Genomic DNA, 23,190 nt, shown 5'->3' on the forward strand with positions numbered 1-23,190 from the left:
CGGGTGAACGGCGGCTTGGCGGTCGTACGGGACACCGCGGAGCTCCTGGTCGCGGGGCCCGATCCCTCGGTGTTGCGGCTCGGCCTGCTGCTGCCGCTGTCGGGGCCCCTCGGTCTGACCGGGCCCTCCGGGCTCTCCGCCGCCTGCCTGGCCGCGGGCGAGGTGACCGAGGCCGGGCGGCCCGTCGAGCTCGTCCTGGTCGACGCCGGGCGGCGGCCGCAGGAGGTGGCGCGGGACGCCCGGCTGCTCGCCGACGCCGGGCTCGTGCAGGCCTTCGTCGGCTACCACACGAGCGATGTGCACCGGGCCGTCGAGGCCGCGATCGCCCGCCGGTCGGCCTACTTCTTCACGCCGCCGCAGGAGGGCGGCGCGCGGAGACAGGGCGTGGTCCTGCTGGGCGGCTCACCGGCGGATCAGCTGGCACCCGCGCTGCGCTGGCTGACCGAACACCGGCGGCCCCGGCGGTGGGCGCTGGTGGGCAGCGACTACATCTGGCCGCGTTCGGTGCACCGCGTGGCCGCCCGGCTGATCCGGTCGATCGGGGCCGAGGTGGTCCTCGACCGTCTCCTGCCGTTCGAGCCGGTCGTGGGGACGGGAGCCGAGGAGGCCGTGGACGCGTTGCTCCGGGTGCGCGCCGACGCGGTCCTGGTCAGCCTCGTCGGCCGGGACCTCGTCCGGTTCAACCGGGTGTTCGCGTCGTCCGGTCGGGCCTCCCGGGTGATCCGGCTGTCCGGGTCGCTCGAGATGAACGGCCTGCTCGCCATCGGCGGCGACGACACGGGCGAGCTGTACTCCGCGATGCGGTCGTTCGCCGGCCAGGACGGCGAGCGGCGGATCGCCCTCGCCGAGCGCTACCAGGCCGAGCTCGGCGGCCACGCTCCGGTGCTGGACGTCTACGCGGAGGGCCTGTACGACGGCGTCCACCTGGCGGCGGCCCTCGCGGCGTACGGCGCGCTGGATCCGCGACGGGTCAAGGCGGCCGCCGGCCTCCTGCTGAACGCGCCCGGTGAGCCGGACGCGCGGAGGGCATGGGCGGCCGCGCCGCTCGGCCCGCCGCGGGCCGGCGGTTACCTGGCCAGGGCGGACGGGCTCGATCTGACGGTCGTCAGCCGCTACTGACCCACGGTGGTCGCCCGCTACTCATTTTTCCAGACAAAACCTTTTCATCTGGAAGTAGATTCCCTAGGCTGCGCTGCACCGCTCCAGCGAGGAGGATCCATGAGTGACGTCGAAGGCATCGAACGTTACGGATACACCCAGGAGCTGCGGCGATCGCTCAGCTTCCGGGATCTGGTCGTGTACGGGCTGATCTTCATGGTGCCGATCGCGCCGTTCGGCATCTTCGGCAGCGTGTTCCAGGGCTCGGGCGGCATGGTCGCCCTCGCGTACGCCATCGGGATGCTCGCCATGATGTTCACCGCCGGCTCGTACGCGCAGATGTCGCGGGCGTTCCCCATGGCGGGCTCGGTCTACACCTACGCCGGCCGGGGCATCGGGGCGCCGGTCGGGTTCCTGTCCGGCTGGATGATCCTGCTCGACTACGTCCTCGTGCCCAGCCTGCTGTACCTGATCGCGAGCGTGGCGATGAACTCCCTCGTGTCCGCGATCCCCGTGTGGCTGTGGCTGATCGCCTTCGTCGTGCTCAACACCGTGGTCAACTACCTCGGCATCGAGATGACCGCGAGGATCAACCGGATCATGCTGGTCGCCGAGCTGGTCGTCCTCGCGCTCTTCCTCGTCGTGGGCGTCGTGGCCCTCGCGCAGGGCAAGGGGCACGGCTCCGCCCTGTCGCCCCTCTACGATCACGCGACCTTCTCCTGGAGCCTGGTCTTCGGCGCGGTGTCCATCGCCGTCCTCAGCTTCCTCGGCTTCGACGGCATCTCGACGCTGGCCGAGGAGAACCGCGAGTCGGCGCGCGCCATCGGCAGGTCGATGGTGGCCGCCCTCGTGCTGACCGGCGTGCTGTTCATCGTGCAGACCTGGGTCGCCTCGCTGCTGGTCCCCGACCAGGCCGGGCTGCTCGCCCACGGGGATCCGGGCGGCACCGCCTTCTACGACGCCGCCCGGGTCGCGGGCGGCGCCTGGCTGGCCAAGCTGACGGCCCTGGCGACCGCGGTCTCCTGGGGCTTCGCCAACTCGCTCGTCGCCCAGGCCGCGACCTCGCGGCTGCTGTACGCGATGGCGCGGGACCGGCAGCTGCCCGGCTTCCTCGCCAAGGTGCACCCGAGACGGCGCGTGCCCGTGAACGCGACCCTGCTGGTCGCGGCGGTTTCGCTGGGCCTGGGCCTGTACATGAACAGCCGCGGCGACGGGATCACCCTGCTCAGCTCGCTGGTGAACTTCGGCGCCATGACCGCGTTCCTGGTGCTGCACGTCGCCGTCGTGGTCCACTACGTCGTCCGCTCCGGCAGCCGGGACTGGTGGCGTCACCTGATCGCTCCGGCGATCGGGTTCCTGATCCTCGGATACGTCGTGATCAACGCCAAGGTCGCGGCACAGAAGATGGGTTTCGTGTGGCTGGCCCTCGGGGTGGTCGTGCTGGTCGGGCTCCTCATCGCCCGGCGCCGGCCCGCCCTGGCGGGCATCGCCGGTGAGGAGACGAGCAAGTGAGCATCGAGGTCGTGACGCTGGACGCCGAACCCGCCTTCGCCTTCGGCGGCCGGCCACCGGCGCTGACCGTGAAGCCGGGCACCGTGGTCGAGCTGTTCGCCGAGGACTGCTTCGGCGGCGCCGTCCGTACGGTCGCGGACCTGCCGAGCGAGGTCTGCGAGTTCCCCTACCTCAATCCGGTCACCGGCCCCATCGCCGTGGCCGGCGCCGAGCCGGGCGACACGGTCGCGGTGCACTTCGCGGACATCCGGCCGGCCAGGAACTGGGCCGTCTCGTCCACCTTCCCGCACTTCGGGGCGCTGACCACGACGCACACCACGGCGATGCTGCACCCGCCGCTCGAGGAGCGGGTGTGGCTGTACGACGTCGACTCCGCGCGTGGGACCTGCCGGTTCACGGCGCGCTCCAGTGACCTGGAGGTCGAGCTGCCGCTCGACCCGATGCACGGCACGGTGGGCGTGGCGCCGGCCGCCGGCGAGGTCATCATGAGCATCACTCCGGGCCCGCACGGCGGGAACATGGACACCCCGGAACTGCGCGCCGGCACCACCGCGTACTTCGGCGTCAACGTGCCCGGCGGCCTGATCTCGATCGGCGACGGGCACTGCCGGCAGGGCGAGGGCGAGGTGTGCGGCACGGCCGTGGAGGCGGCCATGAACACGGTCGTCGTCGTCGATCTGATCAAGGGGGGCGCCCCGGCCTGGCCGCGCCTGGAGAGCGACGACCACGTCATGTCCATCGGCTCGGCCCGTCCGCTGGAGGACGCCTTCCGGATCAGCCAGCACGACCTGGTCGCCTGGACCGCCGAGTTGCTCGGGCTCGACACGCTCGACGCCTACCAGTTGGTCAGCCAGGCGGGGCTCGCACCGGCCGGCAACGTGGTGGACACGAACTACACGATGCTCGCGAAACTTTCCAAGAGCGTCCTGTCCGGCGCCTCCGTCTATGACGGCACGCACGCCCGTCTGCGCGCCATCGCGGCCCGATACCTCGCCCAGCGCTGAAATCGCGGTCTTCGCACCCGAGCGTGTGACTGCCGGCCCATTAATCCGGACTACGGATTAACTGACCGGCAGTTACGCATAGGTTAGGCCTTGACCCGGAGTATTTCAGGCGCTTAACGTCCTCGATCGGGGAACGCGGCGCGCGCACCCGGCCGAGGGCCACCACCCGGTGGCCGACGGCCGAAATCGTCCCCGACCGGATTCACGTCGACGCAGAGAGGTGTTGCGTGCGCAAGAAAGCGAAGCTGGGCCTGGCGGTTCTGTCGGCCCTCACCCTCCTGACCACCCCCGCGACGGCTTCGGCCGCGGAGAACTCCCCCGCGAAGAACAACCCGCCGGCGGGAGTGGGCAACAGCCACGCCGGAGCGAGCCGGACCGGCGTGTACCCCAACGTGTTCGTCAAGGCGGGCATCTCGCGCCGGGCCGTCGACGCCCGGGTGAACGCCGCCTGGCAGCAGCTCTTCCACGGCGACCCGGGCACGGACGCCACCCACCGCGGCGACGGCCAGGCGATCTACTACCAGCTGACGCCGGACATGGCCTACGTCGAGGACATCGGCAACCAGGACGTCCGCACCGAGGGCATGGGCTACGCCATGATGATGGCGGTCCAGCTCGGCCACAAGCACGAGTTCGACTCGCTGTGGAACTTCGCCAAGACGAAGATGCAGCTCCAGAGCGGCAAGGAGAAGTACTTCTTCGCCTGGCACACCGACACGACCGGCAAGATCCTCAGCACCGGCGTCGCCCCGGACGGTGACCAGTGGATCGCCGCCGCGCTCGCCTTCGCCGAGGGCCGCTGGGGCAACGGCGACGGGATCTACGACTACGGCACCGAGGCCCGGCAGATCCTGCACGCGATGTGGCACGAGTCCGACAACGGCGGCGTCGACATGTTCGACCGGAAGTACTACCTGCCGTTGTTCACCCCACCGGCGACCTTCCTGTACTTCACCGACCCGTCCTACGCGCTGCCGGCCTTCTACAAGGTCTTCGCCGCGGTCGACAAGGACGACAAGGACCTGTGGGACAAGGCGTACGACGCGGGCGAGAAGCTCCTGCAGGACGCCCACAACCCGCAGACCGGCCTGACCCCCGACTACGCCAACTTCGATGGCACGCCGTACTTCGGCAACGGGGAGACCCCGACCGACAACTCCTACACCCACAACTTCCAGGAAGACGCCTGGCGGGCCATCGCCAACGCGAACGTGGACGCCGCGTGGTTCGGTACGAAGCCGTGGCAGAAGGAGTACTCCAACACCCTGGAGAACTTCTTCGAGGGCCAGGGCGTGACGACCTACGTCAGCCGGTACCACCTCGACGGCACGCCGCTGTCGTCGGGGCAGAACACCTACGAGCCCGCCCACGCGCAGGGCCTGGTGGCGATGAACTCCACGTCGGCGATCACGGCGACGGACAGCGCCCGGCGGGCCTTCGTCCGCGACTTCTGGAACACCGAGATCCCGTCCGGCTACGCGCGCTACTACGACGGGATGCTCTACATGCTGGGACTGCTGTACGACAGCGGTAAGTTCCGGATCTGGACCTCGCCCTCCGAGCACTGAGGCCCCGAACACCGGACGTCGAGGTCTCCGGTGGACGGCCCCTCCACGAGAGGACCGCTCCGCCGGAGACCTCGACGCACAGGGACGACGTCGCGCCGGCACGGCGGGGACCGGCTCGCGACGGCCACTGATGGAAGGCGGGACCCGAATGGACACCGTCCGCAAGACCCCTGACTTCCGCAACGGCGGAGTGTCCTTCTGGTACCGCCAGGCCGGGCGGCCCGCGGCGCGCGGCCCGCTCCCCGGGGCACGCGAGTACGACGTGTGCGTCGTGGGCGGCGGGTTCACCGGGCTGTGGACCGCCTACTACCTCAAGACGGCCCGGCCCGGCCTGCGCATCGCGATCCTGGAGAAGGAGTTCGCCGGGTTCGGCGCGTCCGGGCGCAACGGCGGCTGGCTGACGGCCGAGATGGCCGGGTCCCGTGAACGCTACGCCCGCGCGCACGGCCGGGACTCCGTCATCGCGCTGCAGCGGGCGATGTTCGACACCGTCGACGAGGTGATCCGGGTCGCCGGGCGGGAGGGCGTCGAGGCGGACATCGTCAAGGGCGGGGTGCTGAACGTCGCGACCAACCCGGCCCAGCGTCGCCGGCTGCACGCGGAGCTCGCCGCCTCCCGCCACTGGGGATTCGCCGAGGAGGACCTGCGGCTGCTCCCCCGCGACGAGCGCGAGGACCGGCTGCGCGTCGCCGGGGCGCTGGACGCGACGTACAGCCCGCACTGCGCCCGGATTCAGCCGGCCCGCCTGGTGCAGGGCCTCGCGCGTGCCGTGGAGCGGCTCGGCGTGGACATCTTCGAGTCCACGACGGTCACCGAGATCCGCCCACGCGGCGCGGACGAGCCGGCGACCGCCGTGACCGACCGGGGGACCGTGCGCGCCGAGTACGTGATCCGGGCGACCGAGGGGTTCACCGCCGGGATCGCCGGGCAGCGCCGCCAGTGGCTGCCCATGAACAGCTCGATGATCGTCACGGAGCCGCTCGGCGAGGACGTCTGGAAGCACATCGGCTGGCTGGGCGGCGAGCTCCTCGGCGACCAGGCGCACGCGTACATCTACGCGCAGCGCACCGCCGACGGCCGGATCGCGCTCGGCGGCCGCGGCGTCCCGTACCGGTTCGGCTCCCGCCGCGACCGGCGAGGCCGCACGCAGGCGCGGACCGTCGCCGCGCTCTCGCGGATGCTCGTCGACCTGTTCCCGGCCGCGGCCGACGCGCGCGTCGACCATGCCTGGTGCGGCGTCCTCGGCGTCCCGCGCGACTGGTGCTCGACCGCGCACCTCGACCACGAGACCGGTCTGGGCTGGGCCGGCGGTTACGTCGGAACCGGGGTGGCGACCACCAACCTCGCCGGCCGGACCCTCCGCGACCTGGTGCTCCGGCACGACACCGAGCTGACCCGGCTGCCCTGGGTCGGGCGCCGGGTCCGCCCGTGGGAGCCGGAGCCGCTGCGCTGGATCGGCGTGCGACTCATCTACACGCTGTACCGCGCGGCCGACCGGCGCGAGAACGATCGCCTCGACCGCACCTCGGCCTACGCCCGCCTCGCCGACCTCATCTCCGGCCACTGAGCTCGGCGGCTCCGCATCTCCGGGCACTGAGCTCGGCGGCTCCGCGTCCTCCGGCGCCGAACACTAGCGACCTTAAACTTAGCCTTGACATAAGGTTCGAATGAGGTGAGTGTACGGCTCGTACAGCGCTCCCTGAGGAGCTCCCCCGCCTCGCTCTCAGGAGATCCCGATGTCACCCGAACCCGTCCCGCCGCCCCTTCGGATCGCGCTCCCCCGGAGAGGGCGCGCCCGGCGCTCCTCCCGGTCGCACGGGCGCCATGCGCTCCTGCTCGTCATCGCGCTGCTCGGCGCCTGCCTGAGCGCGGTCATGACCACCGTCGTCGGCGTCCCCGCGGCGCACGCCGGTACGGTGCCTCCGCCCCCATCCGGCTGGACGACCGTGTTCAGCGACGACTTCGCCGGGCCCGCCGGGTCGCCGCCCTCGTCGGCGAACTGGTTCTACGACATCGGCACCGGCTACGGCACCGGCGAGAGCGAGCAGACCACCAGTTCCACCGCCAACTCCTACCTGGACGGCAACGGTCACCTGGTGCTCAAGGCCGTCAAGAACGGCAGCACCTGGACCTCGGCGCGCCTGGAGAGCACCCGCGAGGACTTCCAGGCGCCGCCCGGCGGCAAGCTGGAGATGACGGCGTCCATCCAGCAGCCGAACCCCGCCGCCGGACTGGGCTACTGGCCTGCGTTCTGGGCGCTGGGCTCGCCGATGCGCGCCGGTGGCGGCTGGCCCGTCTCCGGTGAGATCGACATGATGGAGGACGTCAACGGCCTCAACCAGGCCTCGCAGACCCTGCACGACTCCGCGAACAGCCCCGGGCACGCCCTGATCGCGTGCCCGGACACGAGTTCGACCTGCCAGACCGGCTACCACACCTACTCGGTGATCATCGATCGCACCGACACCAGCGCCGAGACGCTGCAGTTCCTGATGGACGGCACGGTCGAGAGCACCATCACCGAGGCCTCGGTCGGCGTCACCGCCTGGCAGCAGGCCATCGACCACGGGTTCTTCATCATCTGGGACCTGGCGATGGGTGGGAACTACCCCGACGGGGTCTGCGGCTGCACGACGCCGACCTCCGCCACCACGTCCGGCGCCTCGATGAGCGTCTCCTACGTGGCCGTCTACGAGCAGGGCGGCAACTCCACCCCCACCGCGACCGCCACGGCGACGGGCGCGGTCAAGGGCTTGAACGGCCTGTGCCTGACGAACCAGAACGCGCTGAACACCGAGGGGAACCCGATGGGCGTCGCCGCGTGCAACGGCGGCGCGGGGCAGTCCTGGTCGACCTACAGCGACGACACGCTGCGGGTGCAGGGCGGCTGCCTCGACGTGGTCAGCGCCGGGACCACGAGCGGCACCGACGTCGACTGGTATCCCTGCAACGGCACGAACGCCCAGGTCTGGAGACATCAGGCCAACGGCGAGCTGGTCAATCCCAACTCCGGCCTGTGCCTGACCGACCCCGGCGGCAACACCGGCGCCCGGCTCGACATCGAGACCTGCACCGGCTCGGCGCAGCAGCAGTGGACCACGCCGTCCGGCGGCACCGGCGGCGGCTGCTCCGCGACGAACCTCGCCCAGGGCAGGACGGCCACCGCGTCGTCGACCGAGTCGGCGGCCTTCCCGGCGCCGAACGCGGTCGACGGGAACACGGGCACGCGGTGGTCCTCGGCCTTCAGCGACCCCCAGTGGCTCCAGGTCGACCTCGGCGGCACCCGGTCCATCTGCCGGGTGACCCTGAACTGGGAGACCGCCTACGCCACGGCCTTCCAGATCCAGACCTCGGGCGACGCGAACACCTGGACCACCGTCTACTCCACCACCGGCGGAACCGGAGGCGTCCAGACCCTCGACGTCACCGGATCGGGCCGCTACGTCCGCGTGTACGGCACCCAGCGGGCGACCCAGTGGGGCTACTCGCTCTGGGAACTCCAGGTCTACGGCACCTGACCGCCGGGCCCCGGGCCGACCTGGTGATCCGGGCCCGGGGCCGGTGAGGCCGATGTGGCCCGCGCGGTAGCGTGGACGTCACCGCGCGGGCCGGTCCCCCCGATGAGGCGTCGGAGCGGGACACCCGCCTGGATCGGAAGGGGTCGCAGATGCCGATCGAGACGGCGGAGTTCGGGCGTACCGGCCACGCCAGCACGCGTGTGATCTTCGGAGCCGCGGCACTGGCCGCGGTGTCCCAGAGCGTCGCGGACCAGACCCTGGACGTCCTCATCGAGCACGGCGTGAACCACATCGACGTGGCCGCCTCCTACGGCGAGGCCGAGGTGCGCCTCCGCCCGCTCCTCCGGCGGGAGCCGGACCGGTTCTTCCTGGCGACCAAGACCGGCGAGCGTACGGCGTCCGGTGCCCGCGAAGAGCTCCACCGGTCGCTGGACCGCCTCGGCGTGGACCACGTCGACCTGTGGCAGCTGCACGCCCTGGCCGACCCGATCGAGTGGGACGTCGCCCTCAGCCCCGGCGGGGCGATCGAGGCGGCGCTCGCGGCCCGCGAGGAGGGACTCGTGCGGTGGATCGGCGTGACCGGTCACGGCACGCAGATCGCGGCCACCCACCGGCGGAGCCTGGAGAGGTTCGACTTCGACTCGGTCCTGCTGCCCTACAACTACGTCACCATGCGCAACTCGTACTACGCCGACAACTTCGAGGCCCTCTACCGGACCTGCCAGGAGCGGCGGGTGGCGATGCAGACGATCAAGTCGATCGCGTTGCGCCCCTGGATGGGCCGCCCGCACACCCGGTCGACCTGGTACGAACCGCTCGAGCGGCAGGACGACATCGATCTCGCCGTCTGGTGGGCGCTCAGCCGGCCCGGGGTCTTCGTCAACAGCGTCGGCGACGTGGATCTCCTCCCCCGGGTCCTCGACGCCGCCGCCCGCTTCGCCGAGGCGCCCGGCGACGCCGCGATGGACGCACTGGTCGAGCGGTCCCGGGCCGAGCCGCTGTTCGTCTGACCCGGCGCGGCCCGGGAGCGGCCCATGGCTACTCCGCATGCAGGGCGGTGAGGACGTTCAGGCGGGCGGCGCGCCGTGCGGGGACGGCGGCGGCGAGGAGCCCCGCGACCACCGCCGCGGGCAGGACGACGGCCAGGAGCGGGACGGGGACGCCGGGCGGGCCGAAGACGCGCCCGTTCAGGGCGCGGGCGAGCGGCCAGCCGATCGCCAGTCCCAGCACCACTCCGGTGAGCGATCCGGTGACGACGGTCGCGAGCGCTTCGGCGCGGATGATGACGCGGATCTGGCGGGCCTCGGCGCCGACGGCCCGGAGCAGCCCGATCTCACGGGTGCGCTCCAGGACGCTCAGGGCCAGTGCGATGGCGACGGTGATCAGGCCGATGAGGAGGCTCAGGGCCAGCAGGCCGGTCATCATGGTGGCGAGCAGGTCGATGCCCGCGGCGGCCCGGTGGCCGTAGCCGGTCCTGTCGTCGAGGGTCGCCTGCGGGTAGTCGGCGCGCAGCGCGGTGAGTTCGGCGCGGACCTGCTGCCGGGCCCCGCCGGCGGCACGGACGAGGATCGTCTGGTCGGCCTGCTGGTCGGGCGGGTAGTGACCGGCGTAGTCGGCGAGGGGGATGAGGTAGGCGCCGGCGACCTCCTCGTAGTCGTACAGGGCGACGATGCGCGTCGGCCGGGTGCCGCCGACCGGGAAGGTGATGGGGATCGTCTGGCCGAGGCGCCACCCGAGGCGTCCGGCCACGACGGCGCTGACCGCCATGGTCCCCGGCCCGAGGTCGGCCATGCTGCCCGCACGCACATGAGGATCGACGAGCCGCGGATAGGCCTCCGGGTCGATGCCGCACAGTTTGTCGGAGTTGCCGGGCGCCCGGAAGATGCCACAGGGCATCCCGGCGGCCGATCTCACCCCGGGTGATCGCTCGATCCGGCCGGTCAGCGCCGGGTCCAGCCCGGCGCCCGTTCCCGGGGTGGTGCTGAGGACGTAGTCGGCCCGCAGCGAGCGCCGTACGTCGAGCGCGCGGCTGGAGGTGATGGTCGCCGCGAGCGTGGCGACGATGGAGACGGTGGCGACCGCGACGGCGAGCGTTCCCCCGGTGCCGGCGACCCGGCGCGGGTTGCGGAGCATCTGCCGGTCGGCCAGGCGTCCACAGACGCCCGCGGCGACCGGCAGCAGGCGGCGCGCCGGAGCGGTGAGCGGGCGTACCAGCATGGGCCCGGCCAGCCCGGCGCCCACGAGGAGCGCCAGCGCGCCGAGCGCGACGAGCCCCCGCGACGAGGTCGTGACGAGCAGGAACGCCCCCGCCAGGAGAACGCCCGTCGCGACGATCCGGCGCGTCCATCCGGGCGGGCGGGTGCCCGTGGCCGTCAGGCCGGCGGACAGCGCGGCCAGGGGACGCGAGCGGGACGCCCGCAGCGCGGCGGCGCCCGCCGCGACCACGGTCACGCCGACACCGACGACCAGCGACGCCACGACGGTGTGCGCCCGCAGGACCGGCGCCGCGGCGGGCAGCGGCAGCCCCAGGGCGCCGAAGGAGGCGCGCAGGCCGGCGGCCAGCCCGATCCCCCCGAACAGGCCGGCGACGCCACCGGCCAGCCCGATCGCGGCGGCCTCGAGGAGGACGAGCCGGGCCGTCTGGCCCCGGCTCGCCCCGACGCAGCGCAGCAGGGCGAGTTCCCGCGTGCGCTGGGCCACGGTGATCGTGAACGTGTTGGCGATCAGCAGGGTCGCGACGATGAGGGCGATCACGGCGAAGGCGCCGAGGACGGCGCCGATCACCGATGTCGCGCCGGAGATGTCGCCGGCCAGCCGGTCGGCCTGCTGGGAACCCGTCCGTACGGTGTAGGCGGCGCCCACCGCCGCCTTGATCCGGCGGGCGAGCGCGGCGGCCGGGACCCCCGCCTCGCCGGCCGCCGCGACGGCGGCGTACCTCCCGCCGGTGCCGAGCAGCCCGGGCGCGGCCTCGGGGGTGAAGGCGACGACGCTCACCCCGGCGATGGTCCCGGCGGAGCCGAACCCGACGACGCCGCTGACGGTGAACGTCCGCGCGCCGCCCGCCAGGGCGACCCGCAGCGTGCGCCCCGGGGCGAGGTGCAGCGTCCCCGCCGTGGTGGCGTCGACGGCGGCCTCGTCCGCGCCGCGCGGCCAGTGCCCCTCGCGCAGGGCGAACTGGCGCAGCCTCGGGTCGGCGGGCGCGGACACGCCGATGGCGGCGGAGGAGGAGACGGCGTGGCCGCGCCGGTCGAGCGGCATGGCGTAGCCGGCCGCGACGCCTTCCGCGGCGCTCACCCCGGACACGCCTCGCACCTTCGCCACCAGGCCGGGACGGATCGTCGTCGTGCCGCCGAACAGCGACCCGCCGAATCCGCCCGCCTCGGTGACGATCGCGGACACGCCGCCGGCGGCCTCGGCGACGGAACGGTGTACGCCCGCGTCGATGGTGTCGGTGAGCACGTACGTGCCGGACAGGAACGCCACCGCGGCCGCGATCGCCGTCGCCGTCGTGGCGGTACGGACCCGGCGTGCGGCGAGCCCCCGCCGCAGCACCGTGACGAGGCCCCTCACCGCTCCGCTCCGTTCCCGCCGAGGTCGTCCTCCAGCGCGTCCAGCCGGTCGAGGATCGCCGGCAGCGTCGGGCCGGCCAGGTCGCCCGCGAACCGGCCGTCGGCGAGGAACAGCACCCGGTCGGCGTACGCCGCGGCGGCCGGGTCGTGGGTGACCATGACGACGGTCTGGCCGAGTTCGCCCACGCACCGGCGCAGCAGGCGCAGCAGTTCCGTCCCCGAACGCCGGTCCAGGTTGCCGGTCGGCTCGTCGGCGAAGACGACCCGCGGCTCGGTGACCAGCGCCCGGGCGACGGCGACCCGCTGGATCTGGCCGCCCGACAGCTCGGCCGGGCGGTGCTCGAGGCGTTCGGCCAGCCCGAGCAGGCCGATGATGGTCTCCAGCAGGCCCGGATCGGGGCGCCGCCCGGCGAGTTGCAGGGGCAGCAGGACGTTCTCCCGCGCGGTCAGTGTCGGGAGCAGGTTGAACTCCTGGAACACGAACCCCACCCGCTCGCGGCGGAGCCGGGTCAGCTCCCGCTCGCTCATGCGGGTGATCTCGACGTCGCCGTGGAAGACCTGCCCGCCGGTGGCGGTGTCGAGCCCGGACAGGCAGTGCAGCAGCGTCGACTTCCCGGAGCCCGACGGTCCCATGATGGCGGTGAACGAGTTCGCCGGGACCGTCAGGTCCACTTCCCGGAGCGCGTGGACCGCGGCGGGCCCCTCGCCGTAGCGGCGGGACAGCCCGACCGCGCTGATGGCCGCGGCGGTCGTGACGGTCGGTGAGACAGAGCCGGGCATGGTTCTCCTGTTTTCGGCATGGCCCGTCCCGCGGACCGGCGCACATGGCCGGCCCGCCGGTGGGGCGGAGGCGTACGGCCCGCCCGTGCGGACCGGCGCGAGCGTGGCCGGCCCGCCCGGGCGGGGGATGGTCGGGGATGCTCAGGTGGTGACGAGCGGCGCGTGCTCGGGCTCGGACTCGTCGCCCGCCCGGCCGCCGCGCAGGCCGAGGAGGCCGCCGAGCGCGGCGAAGCAGGTGTAGACCGTGGCCGCCTCGATGACGGCCGCGATGGGGTCGAGGTCGCCGATGAGCAGGTCCGGCGTCTTCAGCCCGATGCCGGCGGCCACCGACACGGTCGCCGCGGCCCGCCAGGGGTGGTGGCGGAGGTCGAGCCAGCGCATGAGCCGCGGCGCCCGGCGGCAGGCCGTTCGCCACCCGCTCGAGACGGTCCGGAGCACCAGGTCCGCGTACGGCACGCGGCCGGCCGACGCGCGGCAGACCGCGGCGATCACGTCCAGTACGTTCTCGTCGTCCCGGGGCGACGCCAGCCAGGACGCCCGCCCGGCGGCCCGCAGCGCCGCGCAGCCGGCGAGCGGGAAGCCGACCGTCAGCACGGCGAGCGGGAGGCGCTCGGCGAACGGCACGGAGCCCGTGAGATTCCCGGCGGCCACCACCGCGACCGGGATCAGCGCGAGGGTGGCCGCGGCGAGGTTGCGCCCGGCCAGCGCCGCCGGCCGCCCGGCGAGCGCGGCACCGCGCAGCCGAGGCGCCACGACCGTGAGGAACAGGGCGTTGAGGCCGCCGACGATCGCGAGCTGCACCAGCAGTTCGGGAACGGCGTAGAAGACCGCCGGCGACGGCCAGGGGCGCGCCGGGGGCGCGCCGTTGAGCGGAAGGCCCGCCGCCGCGAACGCCACCGTGACGCAGCCGGTCAGCGCCCACGCGGCCCGGCCCAGTGAGTGCCGGGCGAGGTCGGCGTTGAACTCGGCGGCGAGGGCGCGCGGGTCGCCGAAGCGCGCCACGGCGCGCTCGGCCGCCTCCTCGGGCCGGGCCCCGTGCCGGCGCTCCTCCTCGATCAGGTCGGTCAGGTGATCCGAGACCTCGGCGGCGATGCGGTGCCGGCGCCCGGCGCCGACACGCAGGACGGTCAGCAGCTCGTCGAGGAAGTCCCGCTTCGGGTCGCGCATCCTCAGGCCCCCGTTCCGAAGACCGCGTCGACCGCCGCGGAGAACGACCGCCACTCGCGGCGCCGTTCGTCGACGGCCCGCCGGCCGCCGGCGGTGAGCGCGTAGACGCGTCGGCGGCGGCCCTCCTCCGCCGACCAGCCGCTCTCGATCAGGCCCGCCCGCTCCAGGCGGTGCAGCGCCGGGTAGACCGACCCCTCGGGCAGCTCGAAGAAGCCGCCGCTGCGCTCTCGGAGCAGGTCGATCAGCCGGTATCCGTGCGCCGGGCCGGTGGCGAGCACCGCCAGCACCAGCCCGTCAAGGTGTCCACGTACGGCATCCATACCTAGAGAGCTTAGGCATAGACTGTCTAGGTATCAACCCGCCGCCGCTCCGAAGTGGCCGTCAGCGAACGGAAGGTGCCCGATGACCGGTCTCGTCCACGCCCTGTACGCCCGCCGCCTGCGCCGGCAGGTGGCCGGCGGCCCGCTCCCCGAGCACGTCGGCCTGATCATGGACGGCAACCGCCGCTGGGCTCGGCGGGCCGGCCTGGACGATCCGAGCCTCGGGCACGAGCACGGCGCCGCGCACGCCGAGAACGTCCTGGCCTGGTGTGAGACCGTCGGGATCCGGCACGTCACCGTCTTCCTCTGCTCGACCGAGAACCTGCAGCGCCGCGGCGACGCCGAGATCTCCTTCCTCATGCGGGTGATCGAGCGGATGGCCGCCGAGCGTCTCGCCCGCGAGGACGCCCGCTGGCAGGTCCACGTCGCCGGCCTGCTCGACGCGCTGCCCGACAGCACCGCCCGCGCCCTGAAGGACGCGGTCGAGGCGACCCGCACCTGCGCCACCGGCGCTCACGTCACCCTGGCCGTGGGGTACGGCGGCCGGCAGGAGGTCACCGACGCGCTGCGCGATCACCTGTACGAGCGCGCCGAGGCCGGCGACTCTCTGGAGGAGGTGGCGGCGGCGCTGACCGTGGACGACATCGCGCGGCACCTCTACACCGCCGGGCGTCCCGATCCGGATCTGATCATCCGCACCAGCGGCGAACAGCGCATGTCGAACTTCCTGCTGTGGCAGAGCGCTTATTCGGAGCTGTACTTCTGCGAGGCCACCTGGCCCGCGTTCCGCGAGATCGACTTCCTTCGCGCCCTGCGCAGTTACGCCACCCGCCTGCGTCGGTACGGCGCCTGAACGCGCGGCCCGGCGCGTCAGCCGCGAGGCGTCCGGTCGGCTTCCGCCGTGTCCGGGGAGAGCCGCCGGGCGGCCTCGGCCAGGATCTCGACGACGCGCAGGCCGAACGCCGCGTCGCAGTCGTGCGGGCGGCCGGTGCGCGCCGACTCGAGCACCGCGTCGATCATGCGGCCGAGCGCGGCCACCGGCGTGTCGCCGTTCGGGGGTATCACGGTGACGCCGTGGTCGCCGCGCAGTTCGACCGTCGAGCCGGTGGCCGCCTCCGGCGCGGTCAGGGTCAGGGTGGCGGTGCTCGACGCGCCGCCGTCATGCCGCAGGACCAGGTGGACGGTGTCGCCGGGGCCGGTCGTCGCCGCGGCCACCCGGCGTACGTCGCCGAGCACGGGGAGCAGCACGGACAGGGCATGCGGGCCGACGTCCCACAGCGCTCCCTTCTCGCGCCGCCACGGCGAGTCCGCGAACGGGCCGCCGTCCAGCGCGCCGATCCACGCGGCGTGCGCGGTGAACCAGCCGCCGCGCCGGGACTGCTCGGCGATCCACTGACGCGAGCCGTCGGCGAAACGGGCGGTGAAGAAGACCGCCGAGGCGACGCCCGTCTCCCGCACCGCGGCGACGACGGCGTGCGCGTCGGCCACGTCGATCGCCAGGGGCTTGTCCAGCAGCAGGTGACGGCCGGCGCGGGCGACGCGTACGGCGAGCGGTGCCTGGACGGCGGGCGGGAGCGCGATCGCGATCGCGTCGGTGTCCGCGATCAGGGCGTCCACGTCCGCGTACGGGCGGGTGCCGAAGCGCTCGGCGAGCGCACCGGCCGCCTCGGGCCGGCGGCCCCAGACTCCGGTGAAGTCCACCTCCGCGTGGCCCCGCAGAGCGGGGGCGTACGCGAGCTCCGCCCACGGGCCGGTCCCGAGAAGTCCGATCCGCAACCCTCTCACCCTTCCCCTACCGCTCGGTAGTCCTCAGTCTCTCCCACGTCCAGAACCGGACAGCGTTCGTCAAGAGAGCGTAAAGCCGCATTGACCGGAACGTGACGAATACCTATGTTCCGCGCAGCACCACCAATCGTGGTGCAACGGGCCGGAAGCGGTCGACCCCACCGCGTCCCCGGCCTCCCGCCAGAAAGGGAGCAAGGATGTCACCCCCCACCCGAGCCCGTCGTCTGTGGCGCGCCGCACTCACCCTCGTCGCCGCGCTCACCCTGCCCCTCGCCGTCCTCACCGCCACGACCGCGCCGGCGAACGCCGCCCCGGCCGTGTCCGCGGGACCGCACCACGTCTCCCCGGTGAAGCGCGCGTGCGCCGAGCCGACCCGCCGCGGCCAGATGGCCTGCCTCAGCCTCGTGCGCACCGACGTCACCGCGCGCCAGGGGATCCAGCCGAACCTGGCGCCGTCCGGCTTCGGCCCGTCCGACCTGCAGAGCGCGTACGCCCTGCCGTCCTCCTCGGCCGGGTCCGGGCAGACGGTCGCGATCGTCGACGCCTACGACGACCCGAACGCCGCCTCCGACCTGGCGACCTACCGCTCCCAGTACGGGCTGCCCGCCTGCACCACGGCGAGCGGCTGCTTCAAGAAGGTCAACGAGACCGGCGGCACCTCCCTCCCCTCCGCCGACTCCGGCTGGGCCGAAGAGGAGTCCCTCGACCTGGACATGGTCTCGGCGATCTGCCCGAACTGCAAAATCCTGCTCGTCGAGGCCAGCCAGCCGAGCATGGCCGACCTGGGCACCGCGGTGAACACCGCGGTCAGCCTCGGCGCCAAGTTCGTGTCGAACAGCTACGGCGGCAGCGAGGACAGCACCGACACGAGCAGCGACTCGTCGTACTTCAACCACCCGGGCGTCGCGATCACCGTGTCGTCGGGTGACAACGGATACGGCACCGAGTACCCGGCGGCGTCGCAGTACGTCACCGCGGTCGGCGGAACCTCGCTGTCCCGGGCGTCGAACTCCCGTGGCTGGAGCGAGTCGGCCTGGTCCGGGGCGGGCTCGGGCTGCTCCTCCTACGACCCGAAGCCGTCCTGGCAGAAGGACTCCGGCTGTTCGAAGCGGACCGTGGCGGACGTCTCGGCCGTCGCCGACCCGAACACCGGCCTCGCCGTCTACGACAGCTACCAGACCGGCGGATGGCTCGTCGTCGGCGGCACCAGCGCCTCCGCGCCGATCATCGCCGGCGTCTACGCGCTGGGCGGGTCGCCGGCGTCCGGGACGTACCCGGCGTCCTATCCGTACGCTCACACGAGCGCGCTGAACGACGTCACGTCGGGCAGCAACGGCTCATGCAGCCCGTCCTACCTGTGCACCGCCACCTCCGGATACGACGGGCCGACCGGGCTGGGCACCCCGAACGGGGCGACGGCCTTCCAGGGCGGCTCCACCGGCGGCAACACCGTCACGGTGACCAACCCGGGGAACCAGACGAGCACGGTCGGCACAGCGGTGAGCCTGCAGATCCACGCGACGGACTCCGCGTCGGGCCAGACGCTGACCTACAGCGCGACGGGCCTGCCCGCCGGACTGTCGATCAACTCCTCCACCGGCCTGATCTCCGGGACGCCGACCGCGGCGGGCACCTCGAACGTCACCGTCACCGCCAAGGACTCGACCGGGGCCTCCGGGTCGGCGTCCTTCACCTGGACCGTCAACACGGTCGGCGGCGGGTGCTCCTCGCCGGGCAACAAGGTGAGCAACGGCGGGTTCGAGAGCGGCACCGCACCGTGGACGACGACCTCCGGCGTCGTCTCGACCAGCGGCAGTGGTGAGAGCCCGCACTCGGGCAGCTACTTCGCCTGGCTCGACGGGTACGGCACCACCCACACCGACAGCGCCACCCAGTCGGTGACGATCCCGTCCGGCTGCAGCGCCTCGCTCAGCTTCTGGCTGCACATCGACACGAGCGAGGCCGGCAGCACCGCCTACGACAAGCTGACGGTCAAGGTCGGCAGCACCACCCTGGCCACCTACAGCAACGCCAACGCCGCGTCCGGGTACACCCAGCGCACGTTCGACGTGTCGTCCTACGCCGGGCAGACCGTGACGCTGTCGTTCAGCGGCACCGAGGACTCGTCGCTGCAGACGAGCTTCACGATCGACGACGTCGCCGTCAACGCGTCCTGACCATCCATCCGTCCGGGGCCCCGCGCGTCCGACGCGCGGGGCCCTCCCCTTGTCCGGTTCCGGGGAGCATGATCCGGCGAGGGCGTGCTCCGGGGAACCGCCCTCACGCCGGAGGCGGCGACGTGCCGCGCACCGCCTGGACGTCCAGGACCACGCGGAGCGTCGTGCCGATGGCGCCGATCCCGGCCGCCAGGACCTGGTTGTAGGTCATCGCGAAGTCCTCACGGCGCAGCTCCGTGCTGGCGCGGAAGGCGGCGCGGACGCCGCCCCACAGGTCCGGGCCGGTGCCCAGGTAGGTCAGGTCCAGCTCCACCGGGCGGCGTACGCCCTTCAACGTCAGCTCCCCGTGCACGGTCCAACGGTCGCCGCCGGCCGGGACGACGCGCGTACCGGCGTAGGTGATGACCGGGAACCGCTCGACGTCGAGGAAGTCACCGCCCCGCAGGTGCTCGTCGCGCAGGGAGTTGGCGGTGTCGATGGAGGCGGCCTTGATCTCGGCGTCGACGCGGGAGCTCTCGACGGGCAGGCCGAGGTCGATGCGGCCGCCGAACTCGCCGAAGCGCCCGTGGATGCTGGACAGCCCCAGGTGCCGGACGCTGACCAGGATGCTTGAGTGGGCCGGGTCGATCGACCACGGGCCGGGTGGCGGCAGGTCCGTGCCGGCCTGGCGGTCCAGGAGGACCGTGCCGAGCTCGGCGGCGCCCGCCGCGCCGACGCGCGCGGTCGAGGCGGACGGGGCGTACCCGATGGCCGTGACGATCGCGGTGTAGCGGCCGGCCGGCAGCGGCTCGGTGCGGACCACGCCCTCGGAGTCCGCCTCGGCGCGGCAGACCTGGCGGCCGGTCATGTCGGCGACCGTGACGACCGCGTGCGGCACCGCCCAGCCGTCCGTGGTGCGGACCCGTGCCCGCAGGCCCCCGTCGTCCGTCATCCCTGCTCCTCGGTGGGGTGGCGCAAGGTCAGGCCGAACGGCTCCGAGCCGTTCTCGCCCGCCTCGACCGCCATGGCGACCGGCGGGTACCCGGTGGCGATCACGGTGTACGGGCCGGGGTCGAGGTCCTCGAAGGCGTACGCGCCGTCGGGACCGGTGGTGGCCGTGGCGACCACGTTGCCGGCGGCGTCCACGAGCGTGACCCGGGCGTCGGCCAGCAGAAGGTCGGCGCTGCCGGCGCGTACGGTGCCGTACACCCGCGCGCCGGCGGGCAGCTCGACCTCGCACCGCGTGGTGCCGCCCGCCCCGACCTCCACGGTGAGCGCCGCCGGCCGGTGGCCGCCCGCGCTCACCGCCACCACGCACGTGCCCGCGGCCAGGTCGTCGAAGACGAACGCCCCGTCGTCGCCGGTCCCGGCCGAGCCGATCACCTCGCCGTGGGCGTCCGTCACCACGACCACCGCCCCGGCGACCGGCCCGCCGGTCGCCGCGGCGCGTACGACGCCCGAGAGGCTCGCGGTGCCGGACAGCGTCACGTCGTGGTCGACGAGGTCGTCGCCGAGGACGACGGTGGCCGCCCGCGGCTGGTGTCCGTCGGCCGCCGTGATCAGCATGTACGGGCCGCCGCCCGGCGCGTGCAGCGTGTACCCGCCGTCGGGACCGGTCACGGCCCGGTCGACCTGGCGTCCGCCGAGGTCGATGAGGGTGAGCGCGGCGCCGGTGACCGGCCCGCCCTCGGCGCCGCGCACCCGGCCCCGGACCCGCGCGCCGCCGGGCCCGCCGTACCCTCCGGTGGACGCCACCGGGGCGTACGCCAGGCGCGTCTCGCCCTGCGGCCCGTCGTCCCACGGCGCTTCGGCGTACGTCCCGACGGCGGCGAGCTCACGGGGCGGCTCGGCCTCGGCGCCACGCGTCTCGCGCGGGAGGTCCGGGGCCGCCCGGACAGGCGCCGGCGCGCGCGGTTCGCCCCTGCGGGTGATCAGCGTCGCGACGATGACCGCCGCCAGGCCGATGGCGCCCATCGCCCACCAGAGGGCGACCTGGAAACCGTGCACGAGCCCGGCGGCGGCCAGCGCCGGCGTGGGACGGCCGGTGGCGTGCGCCGCGATGTAGCCCGTCGCCGCGGTGGTGCCGACCGTGTTGAGCAGCGCGGTGCCGAGCGTGCCGCCGACCTGCTGGGAGGTGTTGACCATCGCGGAGGCGATGCCGGCGTCCCGTAGGTCCACCCCGAGGGTGGCCAGGTTCATGGCGGGCATCATCGTCGCGCCTAGCCCGATGCCGAGCAGGACCTGTGAGGGCAGCACCACACCGGCGTAGCCGCTGTCGACCCGGATGCGCAGCAGCAGCGCGATGCCGCTCTCCGCGACGAGCAGGCCGGGGACCATCAGCAGGCGCGCCGGTACGTGGTTCATCAGCCGTGCGGAGATCTGCGTCGAACCGACGATCATCCCGGCGGTGAGCGGCAGGAACGCCAGGCCGGTCCGGACCGGTGAGTAGTGCCTGACCGTCTGCAGGTAGTACGTCATGAACAGGAACAGGCCGAACATGCCGATCACCGACAGGCCGACCGCGAGGTAGGCGCCGGCGCGGTTGCGGTCGAGGACGACGCGCAGGGGCAGCAGCGGCGCCCTCGTCACCGCCTCGACCACGACGAACGCCACGATCAGCACGCCGGCCCCGGCCAGCAGGCCGATGACGCCGCGTTCGCTCCATCCCTCCGACTCGGCGCGGGTGAAGCCGTACACGAGCGCGACCAGCCCGCCGGTGACGAGGATGACGCCGGGGACGTCGAGGCGCGCGCCGTCGTGCGGGGCGGGGTCGCGGACGAACGCCAGCGCCCCGACGAGCCCGACGACGGCGATCGGCACGTTGACGTACAGCGCCCAGCGCCAGTTCAGGTACTCGGTGAGCAGGCCGCCGAGGATCAGGCCGATCGCGGCGCCGCCGCCGGCGATCGCGCCGTAGATGCCGAACGCCTTCGCCCGCTCCTTCGCGACGGTGAACGTGACCGCCAGCAGTGATAACGCCGACGGCGCCAGCAGGGCGCCGAACGCGCCCTGCAGCGCGCGGGCGCCCAGCAGCATGCCCTCGTCGACCGCGGCGCCGCCGACGGCCGACGCGCCCGCGAAACCGATCAGGCCGATGAGGAAGGCGCGCTTGCGGCCGATCAGGTCGCCGACCCGGCCGCCGAACAGCAGCAGCCCGCCGAACGCGAGCGTGTAGGCGGTGATGATCCACTGCCGGTTCGCGTCCGAGATGTTCAGCGCCCGCTGCGCCGACGGGAGCGCGATGTTCACGATGGTCGCGTCCAGGACGACCATCAGCTGGGCGAGGGCGATGAAGATCAGGGCGATCCAGCGACGGGGAACGAGAGTCGAGGCGGTCGTCGACATGAGGAGAGGTCTCCTAGTGGTGTCGGGCGGGCCTGCCGGCGAGCGAAGATCGTGGGACCGGGCGTGGAGAGGCATGGTCGAACGTCTCCACCCCCCTGTCACCCCGGAACGATCTCACATTGTGTATCTGTCCCGACACTGAGGGTACATCACTGCTTAGCAGGGATAAAGACCGCATCCGGCCTTTTCAGCCCGTGACCGTCTGAACCAACCGGCGCCGTACCGGGCCGCCCACCCGGCGGGAGGGGGTGCGCGCCCGCTCCGGCGCCGGAGCGAAGATGGAGTGTGGCCCCGTGGGTGCTGCACGTCGACCTCGACCAGTTCCTGGCCGCGGTGGAGATGCTGCGCCGTCCGGAGCTTCGCGGGCGGCCGGTCGTCGTCGGGGGTGACGGCGATCCGACCAAGCGGGGCGTGGTCAGCACCGCGTCGTACGAGGCGCGCTCCTTCGGCGTGCACTCCGGGCTGCCCCTCCGCACGGCGGCGCGGCGCTGTCCCGAGGCGGTCTTCCTGCCGGTCGACCGCGCCGTGTACGAGGAGTTCTCGGCCCGGGTGATGGCGGCGCTCCGGGAGTTCGACGCCGTCGTCGAGGTCCTGGGGTGGGACGAGGCGTTCCTGGCGGTGACCGGCGACGATCCCGAGGACGTCGCCCGGCGGATCCGCGCCCGTGTACGGGAGGCGACCGGGTTGGAGTGTACGGTCGGCATCGGCCACAACAAGCTGCAGGCGAAGATGGCGACCGGCTTCGGCAAACCGGGCGGCGTCTTCCGGCTGACCTCCGGTGACTGGCTCGACGTGCTCGGCGACCGGTCGACCGACGCGCTGTGGGGCATCGGCCGCCGGACCGCCGGGCGGCTCGCCGCGCTGGGCGTCCGCACCGTGCGGGACCTCGCCGCCGCCGACCCGGCCGTCCTGGCGGCCCGCTTCGGGCCCGCCACCGGCCCGTGGCTCATCCGCCTCGCCCTCGGCGAGGACCGCTCCCCCGTGACGGACGCGCCGTACGTCGCGCGCTCGCACGGCCGCGAGACGACCTACCAGCGCGACCTGGACGGCTGGGACCGGGTGCGCGATGAGGTGGCCGGCCTCGCCAGGCGGGTGGCGGAGGAGATCGCAGCCGAGGAGCGGCCCGCCGTCCGCGTCGTCGTGAAGGTGCGGTACGCGCCGTTCACGACCCGCACCCACGGGCGTACGCTCACCACGCCGACCGTGGACGTGGAGGCGATCGAGCAGGCGGCCCTGGCCGCCCTCGGCCGCTTCACCGCTCGGCGGCCCGTGCGCCTGCTCGGTGTCCGGGCCGAGTTCTCCCGCTGAACCGGCCGGACGGCCTCATTCCGGCCCGACCGCCCAAGCAAACCGTTCCGGCCGAAACGG

17 protein-coding genes are annotated in these 23,190 nt (G+C 73.3%); 10 read left to right on the forward strand and 7 right to left on the reverse strand.

Translation table 11 applies throughout. The features are described 5' to 3' along the window. Positions 1 to 3 precede the first annotated feature (3 nt). The 7 genes from NE234_RS31930 (at position 4) to NE234_RS31960 (ending at position 9,710) form a co-directional block, all read left to right on the forward strand. A complete protein-coding gene (locus NE234_RS31930; RefSeq protein WP_252784587.1) occupies positions 4 to 1,119 on the forward strand; it encodes an ABC transporter substrate-binding protein in 1,116 nt (371 codons plus the stop codon). 99 nt (positions 1,120 to 1,218) lie between these two features. Continuing rightward, positions 1,219 to 2,610, forward strand: coding sequence for an APC family permease (locus NE234_RS31935; RefSeq protein ID WP_252784588.1), 1,392 nt, complete (start codon positions 1,219 to 1,221; stop codon positions 2,608 to 2,610). Continuing rightward, positions 2,607 to 3,614, forward strand: a complete 1,008-nt coding sequence (locus tag NE234_RS31940; RefSeq protein WP_252784589.1) for an acetamidase/formamidase family protein — start codon at positions 2,607 to 2,609, stop codon at positions 3,612 to 3,614. Before NE234_RS31935 ends, NE234_RS31940 begins: the two co-directional genes overlap by 4 nt. A 227-nt stretch (positions 3,615 to 3,841) precedes the next feature. Further along, the gene (locus tag NE234_RS31945) at positions 3,842 to 5,182 is read left to right on the forward strand and encodes a glycosyl hydrolase family 8 (RefSeq protein ID WP_252784590.1); all 1,341 of its coding nucleotides are present in this window, start codon (positions 3,842 to 3,844) and stop codon (positions 5,180 to 5,182) included. Between the two features lie 148 nt (positions 5,183 to 5,330). After that, positions 5,331 to 6,749 (forward strand): NAD(P)/FAD-dependent oxidoreductase, encoded by a 1,419-nt coding sequence (locus NE234_RS31950; protein WP_252784591.1) that lies wholly within the window; start codon positions 5,331 to 5,333, stop codon positions 6,747 to 6,749. Between the two features lie 169 nt (positions 6,750 to 6,918). Further along, positions 6,919 to 8,700, forward strand: coding sequence for a discoidin domain-containing protein (locus NE234_RS31955; RefSeq protein WP_252784592.1), 1,782 nt, complete (start codon positions 6,919 to 6,921; stop codon positions 8,698 to 8,700). A gap of 149 nt (positions 8,701 to 8,849) precedes the next feature. Next, positions 8,850 to 9,710: an aldo/keto reductase gene (locus NE234_RS31960; protein ID WP_252784593.1), complete on the forward strand. Its 861-nt coding sequence runs from the start codon at positions 8,850 to 8,852 to the stop codon at positions 9,708 to 9,710. 28 nt (positions 9,711 to 9,738) lie between these two features. On the opposite strand, the gene NE234_RS31965 is transcribed toward NE234_RS31960, so the two are convergent. From NE234_RS31965 to NE234_RS31980, 4 genes are all read right to left on the reverse strand, one after another. Then, positions 9,739 to 12,270 (reverse strand): FtsX-like permease family protein, encoded by a 2,532-nt coding sequence (locus NE234_RS31965; protein ID WP_252784594.1) that lies wholly within the window; start codon positions 12,268 to 12,270, stop codon positions 9,739 to 9,741. Continuing rightward, on the reverse strand, positions 12,267 to 13,049 hold the full coding sequence (locus tag NE234_RS31970; protein ID WP_252784595.1) for an ABC transporter ATP-binding protein: 783 nt from the start codon (positions 13,047 to 13,049) through the stop codon (positions 12,267 to 12,269). Before NE234_RS31970 ends, NE234_RS31965 begins: the two co-directional genes overlap by 4 nt. 141 nt (positions 13,050 to 13,190) lie before the next feature. Beyond that, the gene (locus tag NE234_RS31975; RefSeq protein ID WP_252784596.1) at positions 13,191 to 14,216 is read right to left on the reverse strand and encodes a permease prefix domain 1-containing protein; all 1,026 of its coding nucleotides are present in this window, start codon (positions 14,214 to 14,216) and stop codon (positions 13,191 to 13,193) included. Positions 14,217 to 14,218: 2 nt separating this feature from the next. Further along, entirely contained in the window at positions 14,219 to 14,536 is a 318-nt protein-coding gene (locus NE234_RS31980) for a PadR family transcriptional regulator (protein ID WP_252784597.1), read from the reverse strand. An 82-nt stretch (positions 14,537 to 14,618) separates the two neighbouring features. On the opposite strand from NE234_RS31980, the gene uppS reads away from it, so the two are divergent. Beyond that, positions 14,619 to 15,389 carry a polyprenyl diphosphate synthase gene (gene uppS / locus NE234_RS31985; protein WP_252784598.1) on the forward strand — a complete coding sequence of 257 codons (771 nt, stop codon included), beginning with the start codon at positions 14,619 to 14,621 and terminating at the stop codon, positions 15,387 to 15,389. Between the two features lie 17 nt (positions 15,390 to 15,406). Here uppS and NE234_RS31990 read toward each other — a convergent pair whose 3' ends face one another. Continuing rightward, positions 15,407 to 16,312: a Gfo/Idh/MocA family protein gene (locus tag NE234_RS31990; protein ID WP_256529738.1), complete on the reverse strand. Its 906-nt coding sequence runs from the start codon at positions 16,310 to 16,312 to the stop codon at positions 15,407 to 15,409. A 206-nt stretch (positions 16,313 to 16,518) separates the two neighbouring features. Here NE234_RS31990 and NE234_RS31995 point away from each other — a divergent pair, with 206 nt between their 5' ends. Beyond that, complete coding sequence (locus NE234_RS31995) at positions 16,519 to 18,498, forward strand: putative Ig domain-containing protein (protein WP_252784600.1); 1,980 nt, start codon at positions 16,519 to 16,521, stop codon at positions 18,496 to 18,498. A 103-nt stretch (positions 18,499 to 18,601) separates the two neighbouring features. Here NE234_RS31995 and NE234_RS32000 read toward each other — a convergent pair whose 3' ends face one another. Together NE234_RS32000 and NE234_RS32005 are read right to left on the reverse strand one after the other, a co-directional pair. Beyond that, positions 18,602 to 19,429, reverse strand: a complete 828-nt coding sequence (locus NE234_RS32000; RefSeq protein WP_252784601.1) for a YceI family protein — start codon at positions 19,427 to 19,429, stop codon at positions 18,602 to 18,604. Beyond that, a complete protein-coding gene (locus tag NE234_RS32005; protein WP_252784602.1) occupies positions 19,426 to 21,822 on the reverse strand; it encodes an MFS transporter in 2,397 nt (798 codons plus the stop codon). Before NE234_RS32005 ends, NE234_RS32000 begins: the two co-directional genes overlap by 4 nt. Before the next feature lie 285 nt (positions 21,823 to 22,107). On the opposite strand from NE234_RS32005, the gene NE234_RS32010 reads away from it, so the two are divergent. After that, positions 22,108 to 23,130 (forward strand): DNA polymerase IV, encoded by a 1,023-nt coding sequence (locus NE234_RS32010; RefSeq protein WP_252784603.1) that lies wholly within the window; start codon positions 22,108 to 22,110, stop codon positions 23,128 to 23,130. Positions 23,131 to 23,190 lie beyond the last annotated feature (60 nt).

The sequence above is a fragment of the Actinoallomurus rhizosphaericola genome, from assembly GCF_024055675.1.
GTDB classification, from domain to species: domain Bacteria; phylum Actinomycetota; class Actinomycetes; order Streptosporangiales; family Streptosporangiaceae; genus Actinoallomurus; species Actinoallomurus soli.

Excerpts from the sequence above, each read along its gene's own strand:
- NE234_RS31935 (WP_252784588.1), top strand. The coding sequence starts at position 1,219 with ATGAGTGACGTCGAAGGCATCGAACGTTACGGATACACCCAGGAGCTG.
- NE234_RS31950 (WP_252784591.1), top strand. The coding sequence starts at position 5,331 with ATGGACACCGTCCGCAAGACCCCTGACTTCCGCAACGGCGGAGTGTCC.
- NE234_RS31955 (WP_252784592.1), top strand. The coding sequence starts at position 6,919 with ATGTCACCCGAACCCGTCCCGCCGCCCCTTCGGATCGCGCTCCCCCGG.
- NE234_RS31960 (WP_252784593.1), top strand. The coding sequence starts at position 8,850 with ATGCCGATCGAGACGGCGGAGTTCGGGCGTACCGGCCACGCCAGCACG.
- NE234_RS31970 (WP_252784595.1), bottom strand. The coding sequence starts at position 13,049 with ATGCCCGGCTCTGTCTCACCGACCGTCACGACCGCCGCGGCCATCAGC.
- NE234_RS31975 (WP_252784596.1), bottom strand. The coding sequence starts at position 14,216 with ATGCGCGACCCGAAGCGGGACTTCCTCGACGAGCTGCTGACCGTCCTG.
- NE234_RS31980 (WP_252784597.1), bottom strand. The coding sequence starts at position 14,536 with ATGGATGCCGTACGTGGACACCTTGACGGGCTGGTGCTGGCGGTGCTC.
- uppS (WP_252784598.1), top strand. The coding sequence starts at position 14,619 with ATGACCGGTCTCGTCCACGCCCTGTACGCCCGCCGCCTGCGCCGGCAG.
- NE234_RS31995 (WP_252784600.1), top strand. The coding sequence starts at position 16,519 with ATGTCACCCCCCACCCGAGCCCGTCGTCTGTGGCGCGCCGCACTCACC.
- NE234_RS32000 (WP_252784601.1), bottom strand. The coding sequence starts at position 19,429 with ATGACGGACGACGGGGGCCTGCGGGCACGGGTCCGCACCACGGACGGC.
- NE234_RS32005 (WP_252784602.1), bottom strand. The coding sequence starts at position 21,822 with ATGTCGACGACCGCCTCGACTCTCGTTCCCCGTCGCTGGATCGCCCTG.